Raw genomic sequence first — 16641 nt, 5'->3', positions numbered from 1 at the left:
CTGTTCCCAATGGGCTTGTGGGATGATTTTATCGCTTGAGCACTGTCACGAACTAGAAATTATGATAGAATAAATAGTACAAAGCAAGCAAAGGAGTGGTGTCTATGAAATTACAAAAACCAAAAGGAACCCAAGATATCCTGCCACAGGAGTCCGCTAAGTGGCAATATGTAGAAGGATTTGCTCGCGAAACCTTTAAAAAATACAATTATGCTGAGATCCGTACACCGATATTTGAGCATTACGAGGTAATTAGTCGTTCTGTTGGGGATACAACGGATATCGTGACCAAGGAGATGTACGACTTCTATGATAAGGGAGATCGTCACATTACTTTGCGTCCAGAAGGGACAGCACCGGTGGTCCGCTCCTATGTTGAAAATAAACTATTTGCACCAGAGGTTCAAAAGCCAAGCAAGGTCTATTATATCGGTCCCATGTTCCGCTATGAGCGCCCTCAAGCTGGCCGTTTGCGTCAATTCCACCAGATTGGAGTAGAGTGTTTTGGATCTAGCAATCCTGCAACGGATGTCGAGACGATTGCCATGGCTGACCAATTCTTCAAAGAGATTGGCATTGAAAATGTCGTCCTCCACTTGAATACCCTTGGTAGCACAGCCAGTCGGACGGCTTATCGTCAAGCTTTGATCGACTACCTCCTTCCGATGAAGGACCAACTTTCAAAGGATAGCCAACGCCGTTTAGAGGAAAATCCGCTCCGCGTTTTGGATTCGAAAGAAAAAGAAGATAAACAAGCGGTTGAGAATGCTCCATCTATCCTAGACTACTTGGACGAAGAAAGCCAGGCACACTTTGATGCCGTGCGGGCTATGCTAGATGGACTAGGAATTGACTATGTCATCGATACCAATATGGTTCGTGGCCTAGACTACTACAACCACACCATTTTCGAATTCGTGACAGAAGTAGATGGAAATGAATTGACCGTTTGTGCGGGAGGTCGTTACGATGGCTTAGTAGAATATTTTGGTGGACCTGCAACTCCAGGATTTGGTTTTGGGATGGGACTTGAGCGTCTCTTGTTGGTTCTTGATAAACAAGGAGTTGAACTTCCTGTAGAGGCATCGTTAGATGTCTATGTAGCTGTCCTGGGTTCAGAAGCAGAAGTGGCCAGCTTGGAATTGGTTCAGGCTCTTCGTCGTCAAGGCTTTATCGCAGAACGTGATTACCTAGGACGTAAGTTGAAGGCTCAGTTCAAGTCAGCTGACGTCTTTGGGGCAAAAACTATCATTGCCTTAGGTGGTAGCGAGGTCGAAAGTGGCCAAATCACCGTCAAAAATAACCAGACTCGTCAGGAAGTGACCACTTCCATCGAAGAAGTAAAAAACGATTTTCAGACTATCTTGAATCAACTTTAAAAAGAAAAGACGGATGCCGAGAAGGTATCGGTCTCAGATTGAAGAAAAAGAATTCCTAGAATCTTTCCTTAGGTTCAAAACTCCTGAATGCTTGAAACGCCACTGTTTCAAGCATTTTTCTCACGGCGGAAAGTTTCAGAGATTCTTAGATGACTCAAAGTAATAGGAGTCATTTTTTTGAACAATTATCTAGCTATTTTAAGTGAAAAATAGTCTGTCTTTTTGTGTGTCATCTATTTTCTCTTTGTGGAGAAAGCTGACAGCCGGGTCCATTTTTGATATACTAGTAGGGCATGCATGTGCCCTTTAGCACTTGCAATTCTAGTAAAGGAAAAAACAAGGTATGAGTGAAAAAGAAAAAGAATCGCATAAACTTGGCTTAAGTGTCGGATCCAATTTTCAAGATACTCAAGAGCTACGAAAGGTATTGGAGCAATCGATTAGCCGGGAAGAAGAAGTTTTGACTGCTAGTCAACCGGTGGAATCAGATCAGAACCAGGAAGAGAGCCAGGTTAATGGAGAAGGGGTCGAAACAGAAGCTTCGACCGAAACTCTAAGTCGTTTATCACGATCTGGTCATAGTCGTAAAGAGAAGCTTGAAGCGAGGTCAAGAGACCAAGAGGATGTAGAAGAGTCGTTAGAAAACCAAGAAGATGAAAAGCCCTTGGGGCGCTATGCCATTAAGCGACCAGTTCCCTTGTCACTACCAATTGCTTTAAGTGTCCTACTTGGGATGGTCCATGTAGCTCTTCCTTTTATCAACTTAGTTGCGACTAACCAACAAACCCAGGACTTATATGCCGGTTGGGCGATTTCTCAAGGTCAAGTTCCTTATGGTCATTTCTTTGGGGTCAATGGTTTGCTCTACTATGGGCTCAGTGGTTTAGGAAGTTTGGTAGGAGGTCAAGTTCTCTTGGTGGCCTTCCAGATTTTAGCCTACTTTTTTGCTGGGACGAGCCTGTATCGGATGGTCAGAAGCTTGGTTGCAAGTGAAAAAATTGCAGGACAAGTTCAGCTACTCTTCTACCTTCTTGCTGGAGTGCTTGGCTTTGGTGGGAACTATGCTGTCTTTTATGCCCTTCCCTTCTTGTTTGGCTCTATGAATTTCATCCTTGCTTATCTAGAAGGTGAGAAAACGGACGAATCCTTTGTCGCCTATGGTGCAGGAGCCTGTTTGGCCTTTATGATTGTGCCATGGCTGAGTGTGATTTTTTATCTGCTTGCTTTTCTCGGATTGACAGCCTATCATGTGAAGCAAAAGAAATTAGCCCACGGCTTCTATCAATTCCTTGCTGCCCTCTTGGGATTCTCTCTTGTTTTCTATCCCTTGGGCTACATTACTGTGTGGAACGGCTCATTTGGGTATGCGATCCATCAGACCTTGTATAGTCTCCGCTTCCTCCAGTTTGATGCCGGGCATCTATTTGCCAACCTAGTTTATTACTGTTTATTGCTGTTGACGCTTGGTTTCGCTTCAGCTTTCGTCATGTCCTTCCGAAAAGTGTCGACAAGTGGTCAACGTGTGATTCGGTTTATGAGTTGGTTCGGTCTTCTGCTAGTTGTTGCAGTTGTGGTTGGGACACCAGAGCAAGGGGCCTATCAGTTCCTTAGCCTGTTACCTTTTGGTCTCCCCTTGTTAGCCCTTTGGTTTGCCGGGGATGAGTCTACTTACCAGCGCCGGAAGATGAAGAATAATTCTATCTGGGACCTTTATTTCTCCAGTCAAGCCTTCCTACCGATTTTGGCAATGGCTTATTTAGTGGGCTATCCAGTTGTGAATCAATTGGTTCTCCAAAGCAATCTAGCTAGTGACCGAAGTGCAATCGCTCAGTATATCAAGAGTCATAGCGATTCTAAAGATACGATCTATGCTTGGGATCAGACGGCTCATCTCTATCAAGAAAGTGGCCGTTTAGCAGCTTCAGCCCTCCTAACCCCAACTGCCTATATGGGGCCGAAGGAAAATCGAACCAATCTAATCAATCAGATTAAGCAAGCTAAGCCGAAGTTTATTGTGGTCAATAAAGACCTAGATGTAACGTCTGCTCTGCAAAAAGTTCTAACCAAAAATTACGAAAAAGTGAACCAGAAGGGTTCGCAGTACACCTTGTACCGATATAAATAGACTATCAATATCTTGTGGTTTTGAAATGAAATAACATTTTTTGCCACAAGATATTGATTTTTTATTTTTGAGTGATATAATATGGGGTGAATTCTATTTGTATTAAAAAGAAAGTGGGCGAGAGTATGATAACGTTACGAGAAGAGCATATCCAAAGTCTCCCCCAACTCTTTGTGGAAAAGAGAGATGGGCGGAAGGTCAAGTTTGATGTCGATAAAATTTACCGTGCTTTGGTCAAGGCGACAGAAGAAGTGACAGGCCTCACTCCGGCCCTGGAAGCGAAATTAGAAACCGTAACAGACCGGATCGTGGCTGAAGTTTTGGAACGCTTCCCTCGTGGCGTGAAAATTTACGAGATTCAAAATGTCGTCGAGCACGAGTTATTACAAGCCAATGAGTATGCGATTGCTGAGAGCTATATTACTTATCGGACCCAGCGGGATTTTGAGCGCTCAAAAGCGACGGATATCAATTTTACCATCGGCAAACTCCTCAATAAGGACCAAGCAGTGGTGAATGAAAACGCCAATAAGGACAGCGATGTTTTCAACACCCAGCGTGATCTGACTGCGGGGATTGTCGGAAAATCTATTGGTCTCAAAATGTTACCCAAGCACGTGGCCAATGCCCACCAAAAAGGGGATATCCACTACCATGATTTGGATTATAGCCCTTATACTCCAATGACTAACTGTTGCTTGATCGATTTTGAAGGTATGTTAAAGAATGGCTTTAAGATTGGGAATGCAGAAGTAGAAAGTCCTAAATCCATCCAAACTGCAACGGCTCAAATCTCGCAAATTATTGCCAATGTGGCCTCTAGCCAGTATGGTGGTTGCTCGGCAGACCGGATCGATGAAGTTTTGGCCCCTTATGCAGAAAAGAATTATAAGAAGCACTTGAAGGATGCTGAGGAGTGGGTTCTCCCTGAAAAACGCGAGGATTATGCTTGGCAAAAAACGAAAAAAGATATCTATGATGCCATGCAATCGCTGGAATACGAGATCAATACCCTCTTTACCTCCAATGGACAAACTCCCTTCACCTCGCTAGGCTTCGGTCTCGGAACCAATCGTTTCGAACGGGAAATTCAAAAGGCCATTCTGGAAATTCGAATTAAGGGACTCGGTTCAGAACACCGGACCGCTATTTTTCCGAAGTTGATTTTCACCTTGAAGAGAGGCCTCAACTTAGAGCCGGGGAGTCCCAATTATGACATCAAACAGTTGGCCTTGGAATGTGCAACCAAACGCATGTATCCGGATGTCCTCTCATATGATAAGATTGTCGAATTGACGGGCTCCTTCAAGGTACCCATGGGCTGTCGTTCTTTCCTTCAAGGGTGGAAGGATGAAAATGGTGTCGAAGTCAATTCTGGCCGGATGAATCTGGGAGTTGTGACGGTTAATTTGCCCCGGATTGCCTTGGAATCTGGCGGAGACAAGGAAAAGTTCTGGGAAATCTTTAATGAGCGGATGAACATCGCGGAAGATGCTTTGGTCTATCGGGTAGAGCGGACCAAGGAAGCAACCCCAGCTAATGCACCGATTCTTTATCAATATGGCGCTTTTGGGAAACGCTTGGGCAAATACGACCAGGTAGACCAACTTTTCCGCAACCGTAGAGCGACGATTTCACTCGGCTATATTGGATTGTATGAAGTGGCGACGGTCTTTTATGGGCCTAATTGGGAAGAAAATCCAGAAGCCAAACAATTTACAATCGAGATTATTAAGGATATGAAGAAACGGGTCGAAGAATGGTCCGATCAGTATGACTACCACTTCTCCATCTATTCGACACCGTCAGAAAGCTTGACAGACCGCTTCTGTCGCTTGGACACGGAGAAATTTGGGAAGGTTCCGGATATCACAGACAAGGAATATTACACCAATAGTTTCCACTACGATGTCCGCAAGAACCCAACCCCGTTTGAGAAATTGGACTTTGAAAAAGTCTATCCAGAAGCTGGAGCGACGGGTGGCTTTATCCACTATTGTGAGTACCCAGTTCTCCAACAAAATCCAAAAGCCCTTGAAGCGGTTTGGGATTATGCCTATGACAGGGTCGGTTATCTCGGAACCAATACGCCAATCGACCGTTGCTACAAGTGTGATTTCGAAGGGGACTTCGCGCCAACCGAACGTGGTTTTACTTGCCCAAACTGTGGCAATAGTGACCCCAAGACAGTGGATGTCGTCAAACGGACCTGTGGCTATCTAGGAAATCCTCAAGCTCGCCCCATGGTCAATGGCCGCCATAAGGAAATCGCTGCGCGGGTTAAACACATGAACGGGTCTACTATCAAATCAGCTGGACACCAAGTGAAAGATTAGAAAAGGAAGATTATGGGAAAATACCAATTAGACGATAAGGGCAAGGCTCAGGTACAACGATTCCACGAAAAACATTCGACAGGCGGAATCAATAAAAAAGACCGGGTAGCCAGCCTGAGAGAGCAATTTTTAAAGAAAGCTAAGAAAAAATAAAAGTGAGAGTTCGCTCTCGCTTTTCTCGTATGGGGAGGTAAAGATGGAATTACGCAGACCAACTCTAGCAGATAAAGAAACTGTATTAGACATGATGACAGAGTTTGAAGAGACCCAATCAGCCCATGACGGTGGATTTTGGGATGCTGAAGCTTTTGTTTATGAAGACTGGTTGAAAAGCAACCGTGATATGGAAATGGGGCTAGGGATCCCTGATGGTTGGGTGCCTGCTGTTCAGTTAGTCGCTTTTGCTAGAGACGGTCAAGCGGTTGGCTTTCTCAACCTCCGATTGCGTCTGAGTGACTATCTCCTAGAGGAGGGTGGGCATATTGGTTATTCCATCCGTCCCTCTGAACAGGGCAAGGGCTATGCCAAGGAAGCTCTCCGTCAAGGTCTTCAAGTAGCTAAGGAGAAGAACATCCATCTTGCTCTGGTGACCTGCAGTATTGACAATCCGGCTAGTCGAGCTGTTATCTTAGCTAACGGTGGCCAGTTGGAGGATGTTCGAAATGGAACGGAGCGTTATTGGATAGAGGTGGAGTAGAAGGATGACATGGAATACACCAAAACCAGGCGAATGGAAAAGCGAGGAACTGAGTCAAGGTCGGATTATCGATTACAAGGCCTTTAACTTTGTCGATGGCGAAGGCGTGCGCAACTCCATTTATGTGGCAGGATGCATGTTTCACTGCGAGGGCTGTTACAATGTAGCCACCTGGTCTTTCAATGCAGGAATTCCCTACACCAAAGAGTTGGAAGAGCAGATCATGGAGGATTTGGCCCAACCCTATGTTCAGGGCTTGACCCTGCTTGGGGGTGAACCTTTTCTCAACACTGGCATCCTGCTGCCCTTGGTCAAGCGGGTGAAAAGAGAACTCCCTGACAAAGATATCTGGTCTTGGACCGGTTACACCTGGGAAGAAATGATGCTGGAGACACCGGACAAACTGGAGCTACTTTCTCTGATTGATATTCTGGTGGATGGTCGCTATGATAAGAGCAAGCGCAACCTGATGTTGCAGTTCCGAGGCTCTTCTAACCAGCGGATCATCGATGTCCAACAGTCCCTCAAAGAAGGAAAAGTCGTCATCTGGGACAAGCTCAATGATGGCAAGGAATCCTATGAACAAGTGAAAAGAGAGTAGCGAGAGTCGGGGGGCAGATAAATCGATGAAGAGAGGTTTTCGTTGATTTTCAGTTTGCAAGAAGGGAGCTCTTTTTCAGACAATTTCATTCTCACTGATAAAATTCAGAAGAATTCATGGTATAATGGAATAGATTGTACAAAAGCTAGAACAGTCTAGCCCGTACAGTGAAGGAACAGAATGAGGAAATTTACATGACATTAGTTTATCAATCAACGCGTGATGCGAAAAATACTGTTACAGCCAGCCAGGCGATTTTGCAAGGTTTGGCTACTGATGGTGGCTTGTTCACTCCAGTGAGCTATCCAAAGGTGGACTTGGACTTTGACATATTAAAAGACGCTTCTTACCAAGAAGTTGCGAAACTGGTCTTGTCAGCCTTCTTGGATGACTTTACAGCAGAAGAGTTAGACTACTGTATCACCAATGCCTATGACAGCAAGTTTGATACACCAGCTATTGCCCCTCTTGTTAAGCTGGATGGCCAGTACAACTTGGAATTGTTCCACGGTTCAACCATCGCCTTTAAAGATATGGCCTTGTCTATCTTGCCATACTTTATGACAACTGCTGCCAAGAAGCACGGCTTGGAAAACAAGATTGTCATCTTGACAGCGACATCTGGAGATACTGGAAAAGCTGCTATGGCAGGTTTTGCGGATGTTCCAGGTACTGAGATTATCGTCTTTTATCCAAAGGACGGTGTCAGCAAGGTACAAGAGTTGCAAATGACCACACAAACTGGGGACAATACCCATGTGATCGCTATTGATGGAAACTTTGACGATGCCCAGACCAATGTGAAACACATGTTCAATGATGTAGCCCTTCGTGAGAAATTGGCAGCTAACAAGCTTCAGTTCTCATCAGCTAACTCTATGAATATCGGTCGTTTGGTCCCACAGATTGTCTATTATGTTTATGCCTACGCTCAGCTTGTTAAAACTGGTGAGATTAAGGCTGGTGACAAGGTTAACTTCACCGTACCGACAGGAAACTTCGGTAATATCTTGGCTGCCTTTTATGCTAAACAAATCGGCCTACCAGTTGGCAAGTTGATCTGTGCTTCAAATGATAACAATGTCTTGACAGACTTCTTTAAAACTCGTGTCTATGACAAGAAGCGTGAGTTTAAGGTAACTACCAGCCCATCTATGGATATCTTAGTCTCTTCAAACTTGGAGCGCTTGATTTTCCATCTTTTGGGGAATGATGCAGTTAAGACAGCTGAACTTATGAGTGCCTTGAACACCCAAGGTCAGTATGAGTTGACTGATTTTGATGCAGAAATTCTTGATCTCTTTGCAGCTGAATATGCGACTGAAGCAGAAACAGCTGCAGAAATCAAACGTGTTTACGAATCAGATTCTTATATTGAGGATCCTCATACAGCAGTTGCCTCAGCCGTATTTAAAAAATACCAAGAAGCGACAGGCGATGCGGCTAAGACCGTGATTGCATCAACTGCTAGTCCGTACAAGTTCCCAGTAGTTGCAGTAGAAGCTGTAACTGGAAAATCAGGACTTAGCGACTTTGAAGCCTTGGCACAGTTGCATGAGATTTCAGGTGTTGCCTTGCCACCAGCAGTGGATGGTCTTGAAACAGCTCCAGTTCGTCACAAGACAACGGTTGCAGCAGCAGAGATGCAGTCTGCAGTAGAAACTTATCTAGGACTTTAAAAGAGAGGAAGTAAACTCGGTTGGGAAACTAACTGAGTTTCTTTTCATCAGGAGGAAAGTGTGTCTCGTCAACAACAAGTAGATCGACAAATTTTAAGGATTGCCCTTCCAGCCATCGGAGAAAATTTTCTCCAAATGCTCATGGGGATGGTAGATAGCTACTTGGTCGCTCAGTTGGGTTTAGTAGCCGTATCGGGTGTATCCGTTGCAGGTAATATCATCACGATTTACCAAGCTATTTTTATCGCCCTTGGAGCAGCGGTCGTGAGCCTCTTGTCCAAAAGTATGGGGCAAAAAGATCAGAAGGCCATAGCTCATCAAGCTACTGAATCTATCAAAGTAACAGTCTTATTAAGTCTTGTTTTAGGGGCTTTATCCCTCTGCTTTGGCAAGGAATTGATTGCCCTCTTGGGGGTTGAAACAGCGGTTGCAGCAGCTGGGGGCCTCTATCTAGCCCTAGTTGGAGGGAGCATCCTGTTTTTGGGCCTCATGACAACTTTTGGAGCCCTAGTCCGTGTGGCCCACAACCCGCGGACACCTATGTATGTCAGTTTGTTGACCAATGTGCTGAATGCTTTGTTATCTGGCATCTTGATATTTGTTTTTAGGCTGGGCATCACTGGGGCTGCCTTAGGAACGGTTCTCTCTCGCCTGTTAGGGAGCTACTTGCTCTGGCGTCAAGTTCAACTTCCCTTGGCTCCTTTTCGTTGGGGCTTGGATCGAGACTTGCTCTCCCTTGCCTTGCCTGCTGCTGGTGAACGGCTCATGATGCGAGCGGGGGATATTGTCATCATTGCTATGGTGGCTGTTTTTGGGACCAGAGCGGTAGCTGGGAATGCCATTGGGGAAGTCTTAACCCAGTTCAACTATATGCCGGCTTTTGGGATTGCGACAGCGACAGTCATGTTGGTCGCCAAAAGTTTGGGACAGAATGATTGGCAAGGTATCAAGCAAATCACCAGTCGGAGTTTTTGGCTCTCCTTTCTTTCCATGTTTCCTCTCGCCCTTACTATCTTCTTATTTGGAAGTCCTTTAACAGCCCTTTACACCAAGGATCCAGGGGCCCTTGCTGCCTCCTTGTCTGTCATTTTGTTTTCCTTACTCGGGACACCTCTGACAGCTGGGACGGTTATCTATACGGCTGTCTGGCAAGGTCTGGGGAATGCCCGCCTTCCTTTTTATGCAACCACGATCGGTATGTGGGTGATACGGATTGGCTCTGGTTATCTGATGGGGATTGTCCTTGGATGGGGCTTACCAGGTATTTGGGCAGGTACCCTCTTGGACAATGGATTTCGCTGGTTTTTCTTAAAAACACTCTATCATCGAAAATGGAAGGAATAAGACCTATGACACGAGCTTTTATTTGGGATTTGGATGGGACGCTTTTAGACTCTTATGAAGCTATTTTGGATGGAATTGCTGAGACTTATGCCCATTACTCTATAGACTTTGACCGGGAAGCGGTCTATGCCTTTATTCTCAATCAGTCTGTCCAGGCTCTTCTTGAAGAAGTGGCTAGAGAACATGACTTGGATGCAGAAGAGATGAATCGCTATCGCGCTTCTAGTCTGCGTGAGAAAAATGCCCAGGTCCATCTAATGCCAGGAGCTAGAGATATTTTAGCTTGGGCGAAAGAGGAAGGGATTGTTCAATTCGTCTATACCCACAAGGGGAAGAACGCCTACCCAATTCTGGAAGATTTAGGGATTCTATCCTATTTCCAAGAGGTCGTTACAACAGACAATGGCTTTAGGAGAAAGCCAGATCCAGAAGGAGTCGATTACCTAGTGGACAAGTACCAGCTGGATCGGAGTGAAACGTATTATATTGGTGATCGAACCTTGGATGTTGATTTGGCAGACAATGCAGGAATCGGGAGTATTAATTTTTTGGATTACAAACCGGATGTGAATCATACGATTCATCGTTTGGATGAGATTCGTCTCTATTTTAAACAAGAAAAAAGTTAACTTCTTTAACAAAGTAAGGTTTCTTTGTTGCTGAAATAGCGCTATGAAAAGAATCCGTAAACAATTTGTTTTGAAAATGAAACAATTCCTTAAGAAATCTTTAAGATAAATCCGATATAATAAAACCATAAACAAAGACCTCCTAACTTTGTTTATGAAATCCTAAAACTTTTCTTTTTCATAATAATCTCCCTAAAAGGCCACCAAATCCGGTGGTCTTTTACTTTGTTCTTCTTAGGAAGAGATAATTTCGTTTGAGGGGAGCAAATTTCTTGCCTCGACTTTTTTTAAATGATATACTTGACAAGTCAATTATTGATAAATCAACAAACAGATCGGAGAGAAGGAATGGCAGAAATGCATGATTTGCTTTATCGGTTGAAGCTAGCTGATCAGTCTTCGACCCAATTATTTGAAAAGCAATTGGGAATTAGTCTGACCCGTTATCAGATGCTTCAGTTCTTATTAGCAGAAGCTCCGTGTAGCCAAGCGGCCCTTCAGGAGAAACTAGCGATTGACCCTGCAGCCTTAACCCGCCACTTCAAGGTCTTAGAGGCTGGGGGCTATGTTACTCGTAGTCGCAATCCAGAAAATCAACGGGAGGTTGTGGTGGAACTGACGGAGCTTGCCAGAGATCGGTTGTTGGTCCATCCTCCAGCGCATCATCTACAGGTAAAAACCCAGATGGATCAGATTCTCTCTGAACAAGAGCGGAATCAGTTGAATGACTTACTCGAAAAGTTGGTATCTGGCCTCGAACAAATGACACTTTAAAAGGAGAATGATATGTCTGTTTTAACCATTGTTTTTGCAAGCTTTGCTGCTTTCGAACATTTTTATATTTTTTATCTAGAGAGTGTGGCAACCCACTCGGCATCGACTAGCCGTGTCTTTAATATGGATCAGGAAGAATTGACTCGTCCATCTGTGACGGTCCTCTTCAAAAACCAAGGCATTTATAATGCTCTGATTGGTGTCTTTCTCCTCTATGGCCTCTTTATAGCTAAAAATAGTGAAATTGTCGCGATCTTTCTGTTCTTTATTATTGGTGTAGCAGCTTATGGTGCTGTGACTTCTAATAAAAAAATTATCTTGACTCAGGGTGGGCCAGCGATAGTCGCCTTAGCCAGCTTTCTTCTGCTTGGTTAACTGTCAACTCTTTCGGAAGTGAGAGAGTTTTTTCATTCCTTCTCTTGGGTCTACGATGATAAAGACTTCATCTTCAGCTACCGGTCTGCAGGAAACACCAACCACGCCTTCCGCACTCAACTTTTAGTTTTCTTGAAGCTTTCTATAAGAAATGGTTTAGGTTTCTCTTGTATACTGTACTCATCCAATAAGAAATGAGGTACAGAAAATGAAAATCTCAGTAAATTATCCAAAACGTTTTAAGAAAATGCCACAACAAGGTTCTTGTTACGGTGAGTAGACGCTTCTCCTCATTTTTCATAAGAAACTCCTAAAGAAGACTCTACCCGAAAGGGTAGAGTTTTTATGTACCAGAGACCTTGTGATTCGTGGTATAATAGGCCTATGGAAAAAAAGAATAAATTACTACTCATCGACGGCTCTTCCGTCGCTTTTCGTGCCTTTTTCGCACTTTATAATCAAATCGATCGCTTTAAAAATGCCAATGGGTTGCATACCAATGCGGTCTATGGCTTTAATCTCATGTTAAGCCATCTCTTGGAGCGCATCCAACCAACCCATGTTCTCGTCGCCTTTGATGCAGGAAAGACCACCTTCCGGACGGAGATGTATGCCGACTACAAAGGGGGGCGGGCAAAGACACCAGATGAATTCCGCGAGCAGTTCCCTTTCATTCGCGAGCAATTAGACCATCTGGGAATTCGCCATTATGAGCTGGCCCAGTATGAAGCGGATGACATTATTGGAACGCTAGATAAGATGGCAGAAGCCACCTCGGTGCCCTTTGAAGTCACTATTGTCTCTGGGGACAAGGACTTGATCCAGCTAACGGATGACAATACGGTGGTTGAAATCTCTAAAAAAGGAGTGGCAGAGTTTGAAGAATTCACTCCAGCCTATCTGAAAGAAAAGATGGGGCTGACACCGGAGCAATTTATCGACCTCAAGGCCTTGATGGGGGATAAGTCGGATAATATCCCAGGTGTTACCAAGATTGGAGAAAAGACCGGGATCAAACTACTCCTAGAGTACGGGTCTCTTGATGGCATTTACGAGCATATTGACGAGATGAAGCCTTCTAAAATGAAGGAAAATCTCATCAACGACAAGGAGCAGGCTTACTTGTCCAAGACCCTTGCGACCATCGATACCAATGCACCTATTGAGATTGGCCTGGACGATATCACCTATACAGGTCCCCATCTTGAAAATCTGGCTAAGTTTTATGAGGAGATGGGCTTCAAGCAACTCCGTCAGGCCTTGGATTTAGGCGGAGAAGAAGCTGCTCCCATAACCATTAACTACACGGAGGTAGAGCAGGTCACCTCGGATATGCTCACAGAAGATAGTTTCTTCCATTTTGAGATCTTTGGAGACAATTACCATACAGAACCGATCATCGGTTTTGCATGGGGGACAAAAGGTCAGCTCTACGCTAGCACAGACAGTAGTCTTTTACAAACACCAATTTTTAAAGAATTTCTTGAAAAAACGCCCCTCAAGGTTTATGACTTCAAGCGGGCCAAGGTCTTGCTCAGCCACTTGGGCATTACCTTGCAAAAGCCGGCTTTTGATAGTCGGTTGGCCAAGTATCTCTTATCGACCGTAGAGGACAATGAAATTTCAACTATTGCGAGCCTCTATAGCCAGATTGCGCTACCGCTCGATGAAGTGGTTTATGGCAAGGGGGCCAAAAAAGCCATTCCAGAAAAGGCGGTCTTATTAGAGCATTTGGCACGAAAAGTCGCTGTTCTACTAGATACGGAAGAGCCCATGATGGAGCAGTTGCAAGCCCATGACCAACTAGATTTGCTCTATGATATGGAGCAACCACTAGCAGCTGTTTTGGCCAAGATGGAAATCGCGGGGATTAAGGTAGAACGCCAGACCCTCCAAGACATGCAGGTGGAAAACGAAGCAGTCTTGGAGCGTCTGACCCAAGAAATCTACGAGTTAGCAGGAGAAGAGTTCAATATCAATTCTCCAAAACAATTGGGGGTCATCCTCTTTGAAAAATTGGAACTCCCTCTTGAATATACCAAAAAGACCAAAACTGGTTATTCGACTGCTGTTGATGTCTTGGAACGCCTGGCTCCAATTGCACCGATTGTGTCTAAGATTCTCGAATACCGCCAGATTGCTAAGATTCAGTCGACCTATGTCATCGGGCTTCAAGATTGGGTTTTGGAAGATGGGAAAATCCACACCCGCTATGTGCAAGACTTGACGCAGACAGGCCGTTTGTCTAGTGTGGATCCCAACCTGCAAAACATCCCTGTCCGTTTGGAACAAGGTCGTCTCATTCGTAAGGCTTTTGTTCCAGAAGAGGAAAACAGTGTCTTGCTCAGCTCGGACTACTCACAAATCGAATTGCGCGTCTTGGCCCATATTTCGGGCGATGAGCATTTGATTGATGCCTTCAAGCATGGGGCAGATATCCATACATCGACTGCTATGCGGGTCTTCAATATTGAAAAGCCAGAAGATGTGACACCAAATGACCGTCGCAATGCCAAGGCAGTAAACTTCGGCGTGGTTTATGGAATTTCCGATTTTGGACTGTCTAACAACCTAGGGATCAGTCGAAAAGAAGCTAAAGCCTACATTGAGACCTACTTTGAACGCTACCCGGGCATCAAGGATTATATGGAGAGAGTGGTGCGGGAAGCACGTGACAAGGGCTATGTAGAAACCCTCTTCAAGCGTCGCCGGGAAATTCCAGATATCAATTCTCGAAACTTCAATATTCGAGGATTTGCGGAACGGACAGCCATCAACTCACCAATCCAAGGATCGGCAGCAGACATCTTGAAAATTGCTATGATCCACTTGGATGAAGCGCTAGAAGCAGGGGCATACAAGACCAAGATGCTTCTTCAGGTCCACGATGAAATCGTCCTACAAGTGCCGAAAGAAGAGTTGGCCAAGATTAAGCAGTTGGTCAAAGAGACCATGGAATCTGCTATTGAACTAGCGGTTCCACTGGAAGCTGATGAGAACGAAGGGCAAACCTGGTATGAGGCCAAATAAGATTGAGGTCGGAAAAGCACGTCTAGTGCTATCCAAATTGTTATAGCAAGAAATAGATAAAAAGGAGATTCATATGGCTTATTCTTTTCGCAATCCTAGTGATGGCGTTATCAAACATTACCTAGAAACTAGCAAGATCATCGCCGTGGTCGGACTATCTGACCGTGAGGATACGACCAGCCATCGTGTCAGCAAGGAGATGCAAGAGCGGGGCTATCGGATTATTCCCATCAATCCTCGTGCGGCAGGAGGCCAGGTCCTTGGAGAAACGGTATATGCTAGCTTGCAGGAAATTCCTTTCCCAGTAGATATTGTAGATATATACCGTCGCAGTGAATTTTTACCAGATGTTGCGCGTGATTTTATTGAGACGGATGCGAAGATCTTCTGGGCCCAATTGGAGCTGGAAAATCAAGAAGCAGAAGACATTCTTCGTGGAGCTGGACGAGAAGATATCGTCATGAACCGCTGTATCAAACGCGAGCATACTCGTTTGGTCTTGGGAGAAGAATAGTCTTTGATCCATCTCAGAACCTCGTGTGTTTCATCCAGTGATGAAGATGACACGAGGGTTAAAATAAATAAGGAGTGATTTCCTTATAGAGAATAAAGAACCCACCTAGTGCTTTGGAGAATGGCTCCAATCGAAGGTGGGTTCTCTTGTTTTCTTTGTTAATCGAGTGGGTTAGACTTAGGTAGATCCGGCGCCTTTTGCTGAAAGCGACTGCCCGCCTGCATCCGTTTTTGAAGGAGGGTATGGTAAAAGACGATTTGGCAACTGGTTGCATAAGGTTTGACATAGAAATTAGCAATTCCTAAAGTGAAAAATGATAGAAGTTGCCAACCGATCAGACTCAAATCAAGAACAAAGCGGTGGCTCTTAAAACCTTTCATCTCTTCCTTACTTTGACGGAGGATAGACATGGGACCGTCATAGGTTCCTGTCATCAGTCGACTATACAGGATCAACTCGACCAAACTATACTGATAATAAAAAGGGAGGAAGAGCAGGAGGCCAACCAGAGCCATTAAGAGTCCAGTCGTCATTGTTGGCGCTAACTTGAGAATCGCTTGAACTTCTGGAGTATCCGCTCTAAGGGGAGAGGTAGAGGAGAAGGATTCATTGATAGTGAGAACTTGATAGCTGACTACCGTTAAGAGGAGCTGACTCCCATAGAGGAGACTCCCCCACAAAGATAGAATAACTTGCTTAATGAATAGCGTCAAAAATGCTGGTGTAAAATATTGGCTCTGAAAGATGGTGAAGATAGTAAAGTTCTTTTCTCCCTTGTTAGAGGCAGACATTAAAAAGCGAAAGGTTGCTCCTAAATAGAGGAAAGAAAGGATAAATCCAATGATGGCAGGGAAAATCTGTCGGCTTAGAAGAAAGAGCATCCCTTCTCTGAGTTCCATGTGAGCAAGTGTTTCAGTGATGTCTGTCCCTGTCAAAATGTAACTTGCAAGAATTGTCAGGAAAGTTGGCAAGGCGAAGTAGGAGAAGACCATAGGGTGTTGCAATTGCAGTTGCCGGGCTTGAGCGCGAACCAATTTGATATTCATAATGTCCTCTTTCATGGTAGTAGTACCCTTTATTATAACACAAGTCCGTGACAGAGCTGGTAAAATTTGGTACAATCGTACAGGTGCTCACAGGAGAACCTGTGACAGGAAT

The 16641-nt window shown here is 44.6% G+C and carries 14 protein-coding genes; 13 read left to right on the top strand and 1 reads right to left on the bottom strand.

The features are described 5' to 3' along the window. Nucleotides 1–104: 104 nt before the first annotated feature. The 13 genes from hisS (at nucleotide 105) to D7D50_RS02490 (ending at nucleotide 15483) form a co-directional block, all read left to right on the top strand. Nucleotides 105–1379 (top strand): histidine--tRNA ligase, encoded by a 1275-nt coding sequence (hisS, locus tag D7D50_RS02555; RefSeq protein WP_120701383.1) that lies wholly within the window; start codon nucleotides 105–107, stop codon nucleotides 1377–1379. A 343-nt stretch (nucleotides 1380–1722) separates the two neighbouring features. Then, on the top strand, nucleotides 1723–3504 hold the full coding sequence (locus D7D50_RS02550; protein WP_120701382.1) for an MFS transporter: 1782 nt from the start codon (nucleotides 1723–1725) through the stop codon (nucleotides 3502–3504). A 125-nt stretch (nucleotides 3505–3629) separates the two neighbouring features. Then, nucleotides 3630–5840 (top strand): anaerobic ribonucleoside-triphosphate reductase, encoded by a 2211-nt coding sequence (gene nrdD / locus D7D50_RS02545; RefSeq protein WP_023024970.1) that lies wholly within the window; start codon nucleotides 3630–3632, stop codon nucleotides 5838–5840. Between the two features lie 12 nt (nucleotides 5841–5852). Further along, on the top strand, nucleotides 5853–5993 hold the full coding sequence (locus tag D7D50_RS10135; protein ID WP_006595204.1) for a hypothetical protein: 141 nt from the start codon (nucleotides 5853–5855) through the stop codon (nucleotides 5991–5993). Nucleotides 5994–6036: 43 nt separating this feature from the next. Next, nucleotides 6037–6537 (top strand): GNAT family N-acetyltransferase, encoded by a 501-nt coding sequence (locus D7D50_RS02535; protein WP_023024972.1) that lies wholly within the window; start codon nucleotides 6037–6039, stop codon nucleotides 6535–6537. A 4-nt stretch (nucleotides 6538–6541) separates the two neighbouring features. Further along, nucleotides 6542–7138 carry an anaerobic ribonucleoside-triphosphate reductase activating protein gene (gene nrdG, locus D7D50_RS02530; RefSeq protein ID WP_023024974.1) on the top strand — a complete coding sequence of 199 codons (597 nt, stop codon included), beginning with the start codon at nucleotides 6542–6544 and terminating at the stop codon, nucleotides 7136–7138. Nucleotides 7139–7332: 194 nt separating this feature from the next. Then, nucleotides 7333–8817, top strand: coding sequence for a threonine synthase (gene thrC / locus D7D50_RS02525; protein ID WP_120701381.1), 1485 nt, complete (start codon nucleotides 7333–7335; stop codon nucleotides 8815–8817). A 60-nt stretch (nucleotides 8818–8877) separates the two neighbouring features. Beyond that, nucleotides 8878–10161: an MATE family efflux transporter gene (locus D7D50_RS02520; RefSeq protein WP_120701380.1), complete on the top strand. Its 1284-nt coding sequence runs from the start codon at nucleotides 8878–8880 to the stop codon at nucleotides 10159–10161. Between the two features lie 5 nt (nucleotides 10162–10166). Continuing rightward, nucleotides 10167–10790, top strand: coding sequence for an HAD-IA family hydrolase (locus D7D50_RS02515; protein WP_117745109.1), 624 nt, complete (start codon nucleotides 10167–10169; stop codon nucleotides 10788–10790). Nucleotides 10791–11138: 348 nt separating this feature from the next. Continuing rightward, the gene (locus D7D50_RS02505) at nucleotides 11139–11564 is read left to right on the top strand and encodes a MarR family winged helix-turn-helix transcriptional regulator (protein ID WP_117745108.1); all 426 of its coding nucleotides are present in this window, start codon (nucleotides 11139–11141) and stop codon (nucleotides 11562–11564) included. 12 nt (nucleotides 11565–11576) lie between these two features. Next, a complete protein-coding gene (locus D7D50_RS02500) occupies nucleotides 11577–11939 on the top strand; it encodes a DUF1304 domain-containing protein (protein WP_117745107.1) in 363 nt (120 codons plus the stop codon). 384 nt (nucleotides 11940–12323) lie between these two features. Then, nucleotides 12324–14969, top strand: coding sequence for a DNA polymerase I (polA, locus tag D7D50_RS02495; RefSeq protein ID WP_120701379.1), 2646 nt, complete (start codon nucleotides 12324–12326; stop codon nucleotides 14967–14969). A gap of 73 nt (nucleotides 14970–15042) precedes the next feature. Next, entirely contained in the window at nucleotides 15043–15483 is a 441-nt protein-coding gene (locus D7D50_RS02490) for a CoA-binding protein (RefSeq protein ID WP_120701378.1), read from the top strand. Nucleotides 15484–15641: 158 nt separating this feature from the next. Here the strand turns inward: D7D50_RS02490 and D7D50_RS02485 are convergent, their stop codons facing one another. After that, nucleotides 15642–16529, bottom strand: a complete 888-nt coding sequence (locus D7D50_RS02485; RefSeq protein WP_042361315.1) for a DUF975 family protein — start codon at nucleotides 16527–16529, stop codon at nucleotides 15642–15644. Nucleotides 16530–16641 lie beyond the last annotated feature (112 nt).

The organism is Streptococcus koreensis (assembly GCF_003627135.1).
In the GTDB taxonomy this organism is placed as follows: Bacteria; Bacillota; Bacilli; order Lactobacillales; family Streptococcaceae; genus Streptococcus; species Streptococcus ilei.
This window is presented reverse-complemented; position numbering and strand designations above follow the sequence as displayed.

Coding starts and splice junctions, on each gene's coding strand:
- hisS (WP_120701383.1), top strand. CDS start 105: ATGAAATTACAAAAACCAAAAGGAACCCAAGATATCCTGCCACAGGAG.
- D7D50_RS02550 (WP_120701382.1), top strand. CDS start 1,723: ATGAGTGAAAAAGAAAAAGAATCGCATAAACTTGGCTTAAGTGTCGGA.
- nrdD (WP_023024970.1), top strand. CDS start 3,630: ATGATAACGTTACGAGAAGAGCATATCCAAAGTCTCCCCCAACTCTTT.
- D7D50_RS10135 (WP_006595204.1), top strand. CDS start 5,853: ATGGGAAAATACCAATTAGACGATAAGGGCAAGGCTCAGGTACAACGA.
- D7D50_RS02535 (WP_023024972.1), top strand. CDS start 6,037: ATGGAATTACGCAGACCAACTCTAGCAGATAAAGAAACTGTATTAGAC.
- nrdG (WP_023024974.1), top strand. CDS start 6,542: ATGACATGGAATACACCAAAACCAGGCGAATGGAAAAGCGAGGAACTG.
- thrC (WP_120701381.1), top strand. CDS start 7,333: ATGACATTAGTTTATCAATCAACGCGTGATGCGAAAAATACTGTTACA.
- D7D50_RS02515 (WP_117745109.1), top strand. CDS start 10,167: ATGACACGAGCTTTTATTTGGGATTTGGATGGGACGCTTTTAGACTCT.
- D7D50_RS02505 (WP_117745108.1), top strand. CDS start 11,139: ATGGCAGAAATGCATGATTTGCTTTATCGGTTGAAGCTAGCTGATCAG.
- D7D50_RS02500 (WP_117745107.1), top strand. CDS start 11,577: ATGTCTGTTTTAACCATTGTTTTTGCAAGCTTTGCTGCTTTCGAACAT.
- polA (WP_120701379.1), top strand. CDS start 12,324: ATGGAAAAAAAGAATAAATTACTACTCATCGACGGCTCTTCCGTCGCT.
- D7D50_RS02490 (WP_120701378.1), top strand. CDS start 15,043: ATGGCTTATTCTTTTCGCAATCCTAGTGATGGCGTTATCAAACATTAC.
- D7D50_RS02485 (WP_042361315.1), bottom strand. CDS start 16,529: ATGAATATCAAATTGGTTCGCGCTCAAGCCCGGCAACTGCAATTGCAA.